Genomic DNA, 3805 nt, shown 5'->3' with positions numbered 1-3805 from the left:
AGCGCACGGCAAGGTTTCTGAATTTGGCAGGGAGCCTGGAGCCATGACCCAACCCGGCCGCAATGACCCCTGCCCCTGCGGCAGCGGCAGCGGCAAAAAATACACGCACTGCTGCGAGCGCAAACTTCAGGCGCCAATCGCCAAAGCCAACACAGCGTTCATTCCAGGCGCGCTGCAAATGGCTTTGCAGCAGCACCAAAGCGGGCAACTGCCACAAGCCCGGCTCATGTGTGCCGGTGGTCACACTGGCCGGCGACCATGCGGTGTCGCGCCTGTGCGCGGCCCACCTGTCGCGCGTGGGTTTGACGCAGTTCATCGCCCACACCGCAGACGCGTACCTGCAATGCGTGCTGCATGCGGCGCACAACCTGCCCGAGCTCAACCGGGTACGCCAGTCACTGCGCCAGCGCATGACTGAAGTTGATTGCGACCCCGCCACCATCACCCGCCACCTCGAAGCCGCTTACCGCGACATGTGGCGCACCTGGTGCAATTCATGAACCAAATCCCCGTCACGGCGAGCGTAGCGCGGCAGTCCAGGCAGTCCGGAAGTCATGGATTGCGTCACTTCGTTCGCAATGACTCAGGTTAATTGGGGTCAGACCCCAATTGATCCCCCCGCCTGAAAACAAAATAACGCTGCGTCAGGTAAGACAAAATCACGCTGAATGGCAGCGCCATGGCGCCTGCCCAATAGGCGTCAAAGCCAAAAGATATAAGCCAGCCAATGAGAGAGATATTCCAAAGATAAATCACAATCCAGCTGATTACAAACTTGCCAAATAATTTATTGTCAGTATTTAAAAAAACAAAGCGACCTTGCGTCTTGAAGCTGAACAATATGCCTGTAAGCATGGCAATCAAATTGGCCCACTGGTACGCCAGACCCGCGTACAGCATGATGGCATAAATAAGGTAGCTGAATCCGGTATTCAATATGCCAACCAATATAAAACGAAAAATATGTTTTATATTATTTATTTCCGGCGATTGCTCTGATTCATTCATTTTTTATATTTTAGGCTTGTAAACCAGCATCAACTCATGGTAGATAAATAATTCACCAATAAATTTAAAATCGAGTGGAAAGTACGAATGCTCTGCCAGACAGAAACCTTCACAATCCATCATCGCGCATTGACGCAAATAATCCATGGTCACAAAAGTTTTATGCGTTGCATCCGAGCGATAGCCATTGGCACCCGGCACCACAATGATCACCGTCTCAATTCCCAGTTTGCTGCAATCCCGCAACAGCGCGCCCAACACCTGGCTGGCATTGTCAAAATGCTCCAGCACATGCGACAGCACCAAGTTTTTAAATTCATTTTTTTTGACCTGACTCAGATCAAAACCGGTATTGCTCGCCACGGCTGGCAGCACCCTGAAACCGCGTGCCGCAAGATAGCTGACCAAATAGGGATTCACCTCAATACCCAAAGAACCAGGTGGCAGGCGTTCGAGTATTTGACCTGCACCGCAGCCCAGATCAATGGTTGGCCCAGTCACATGGCGCACCACGCGTGACACATAGAAAGACTTGATCAGCTTGCGCAACGGGTTACGTTGTCTGGCAATCTGGTTGGCCGCATAGTCGCTGCCAAATTCTTCTTTTGGGGCCATTTATTTTCCAGCAAAAAGATACCAATAATAAATAGCCCGAGCCACACTGGCCAGGCGCGCCTTGACCAAGCCAATAGCCCGGTCGCTGCCAGAAATCTGGTACCTTGCATCGGCCCGGAATTTATCAACAAAACCCTTGAAGTCGCGGTACTGCTTGCCGCCAATGGCCACGCTCCAGGAGCCGGGGCAAACCCGAAACGACGATGCCTGCGTGGCCGTGTACCAGGCGTCGCCATGCATCAGCACCCTGAACCAGTAATCCATATCAACCAGAAAAGGGGAGCTGGCGTCGTACGGCCCTACTTTGTTGAGCAGCTCGCGCCTGATGAGCCCATTGCCGGGCTCGCCGATCGGGTTGGCACCCGCGCGCACCACACGCCTGATCACATCGCGCGCCGCCATCCGGCCCGGCTTTACCCCACGCAAACCACGCGTCATCAGTACGCGCCCGGCGGGGTCGATGATCTGGCGTGTGCCAAAAACCAGTGCAATCTCACCGGCCTGGTCGGCCTCCAGCACCGCCACCTGTTGTTCCAGGCAATCGGCAGCCAGCAAATCATCATGCGGCAGCAGCTTGTAATACTTGCCCTGCGCCACTTTCTGGCAACGGTTCCAGTTGCCTTGCGGCCCCAGGTTGGTGGCGTTGCGCAGGTATTTGATGCGCGGGTCGGTGTAGCGCGCCACCAGCGCCTGCGTGTCGTCGGGCGAGTTGTCGTCAAGCACCCACAACTCAAAGTTGGGGTAGCTTTGCTGCAACACCGAGTCGATGCTGGCCGCCAAAAATGCCGCGCCCCGGTAGGTGGGAATGCACACCGAAACAAGCGGCCTGGGCATGGGTGTTGCGCTCATACGATGGCGCAAGCGGCGCACTTGGGGCTGCTGCGCACAAAGGCAGCGCGCTCTGCCACCATCAGGCGCGCAATACCCACGGCCAGGCTTGTCGCCATGGGCCTGGCAGCGTTGGTCAACACCACTGACCTGAACTGCACCCGCCGGGCATACAGGTTAGAGAGCTTGCTCGCGCTGGTCACCACCAGCGGCGCGCGCCGGGCAATGCGCCTGAAAACCGCGATGATTTCGGCAATGGTGGTGGGGTGTTCCGAGGCAATGATCTTGGTGCAAACGCCAGGCTGCCGACCCGCCAGAGCCAGCGCGCCAACCATGGCGCCAGCGGCATCGTCCACGGCAATGTAATCACGAATCGTGTCGTAGGGCACGTAAATCTGGATCGGCTGGTTGCGCAGAATACGCCGGGCAATATGCGTGAGCAAACCCTGTTGTTTTCCCGCCGCCTGCCCCGGGCCATAGACCGTTGATATCCGCGCATTGAGCACGCTCAGGCACGGGTGAGCCAGCGCAAAATCAGCCAGCAATGCTTCTTGTTTGAGCTTTTGGCGGGCATAAGCCGTGGTGGGCGCTGGCGCGGTTTGCTCGGTGATGATGGCGGCCCTGGCCCCCGCGTAGATGGCGCCCGCCGAGCTGGCAAACGCGATGGCGCCGGGCACCGCCATCAGCTGCGGCGCGGCCGCCAACAACTGCAGCAGCCGCCCCAACGTTTGGGTTTCTGGCGCCAGGGCAGCGTCTGCGCTGCTCATCACACCCACGCCAGCAGCCCAGTAAATTTGCCACTGCCCGGTGCCGCTGGCCTGCTCTGCAAACGCCTGCACAGCGGCTGCCATCTGCTCGTTTAGCAAAGGGCCATCGCCCCAATCAAACGGCATTTCAGGTACAAACAGCGCGGTGCCATGGCGCCGCAGGGCGTTTTGCAGCGCCGACCCCAACAGCCCCCCGCCGCCAATAACCCAGGCAATGGTCATCGGCGCACAGTGGGGCGGGTCGGTTTGGTGCCAACTACATACAGCGGCTTGCCCATGACAATGCTCATGGTCACAGCCAGGTATTCGGCAATCACGCCCAGCGCCGTCAGAATGCTGCCCGAGAAAAACGACACCACAATCAGCATCGACGCCCAGCCTTGCACCGGCACCTGACCATAATATTTGCCATACAGCACATAAACCGTGATGAAAATCGCCAGAATCATCGAGAAAAACCCGGTGATGGTGATCAGCCGCAGCGGCCGGGTGCCGGTGGTCAGAATCAGGTGCCAAAAGTGGCCAATCAGCTTCAGGTAAGAGTAGCCAGACGGCCGGTCCAGCTCGTTCCTTAGCCGCACCGGGCA

General features: G+C 57.6%; 6 protein-coding genes and 1 pseudogene. 1 reads left to right on the top strand and 6 read right to left on the bottom strand.

Annotation, left to right across the window (positions count from 1 at the left end; all coding sequences use genetic code 11):
* The coding region (locus IBX54_RS13345; protein ID WP_296543148.1) for a hypothetical protein at nucleotides 1-244 on the bottom strand (244 nt) is incomplete at its 3' end.
* On the opposite strand from IBX54_RS13345, the gene IBX54_RS13340 reads away from it, so the two are divergent.
* Nucleotides 237-500, top strand: a complete 264-nt coding sequence (locus IBX54_RS13340) for a hypothetical protein (RefSeq protein WP_296543146.1) — start codon at nucleotides 237-239, stop codon at nucleotides 498-500. The two genes, IBX54_RS13345 and IBX54_RS13340, sit on opposite strands and share 8 nt — an antisense overlap.
* Before the next feature lie 88 nt (nucleotides 501-588).
* On the opposite strand, the gene IBX54_RS13335 is transcribed toward IBX54_RS13340, so the two are convergent.
* The 5 genes and pseudogenes from IBX54_RS13335 to IBX54_RS13315 all read right to left on the bottom strand — a co-directional run.
* A complete protein-coding gene (locus IBX54_RS13335; RefSeq protein ID WP_296543145.1) occupies nucleotides 589-1008 on the bottom strand; it encodes a GtrA family protein in 420 nt (139 codons plus the stop codon).
* Between the two features lie 3 nt (nucleotides 1009-1011).
* Nucleotides 1012-1623, bottom strand: coding sequence for a methionine biosynthesis protein MetW (locus IBX54_RS13330; RefSeq protein WP_296543144.1), 612 nt, complete (start codon nucleotides 1621-1623; stop codon nucleotides 1012-1014).
* Nucleotides 1624-2472 (bottom strand): glycosyltransferase family 2 protein, encoded by an 849-nt coding sequence (locus tag IBX54_RS13325; RefSeq protein WP_296543143.1) that lies wholly within the window; start codon nucleotides 2470-2472, stop codon nucleotides 1624-1626.
* Entirely contained in the window at nucleotides 2469-3440 is a 972-nt protein-coding gene (locus tag IBX54_RS13320) for an NAD-dependent epimerase/dehydratase family protein (RefSeq protein ID WP_296543142.1), read from the bottom strand. Before IBX54_RS13320 ends, IBX54_RS13325 begins: the two co-directional genes overlap by 4 nt.
* Nucleotides 3437-3805, bottom strand: a pseudogene (locus tag IBX54_RS13315) (hypothetical protein); the annotation flags it as partial. The gene IBX54_RS13320 and the pseudogene IBX54_RS13315, both read right to left, overlap by 4 nt.

The sequence above is a fragment of the Rhodoferax sp. genome, from assembly GCF_014859475.1.
GTDB lineage: Bacteria > Pseudomonadota > Gammaproteobacteria > Burkholderiales > Burkholderiaceae_C > Rhodoferax.
This window is presented reverse-complemented; position numbering and strand designations above follow the sequence as displayed.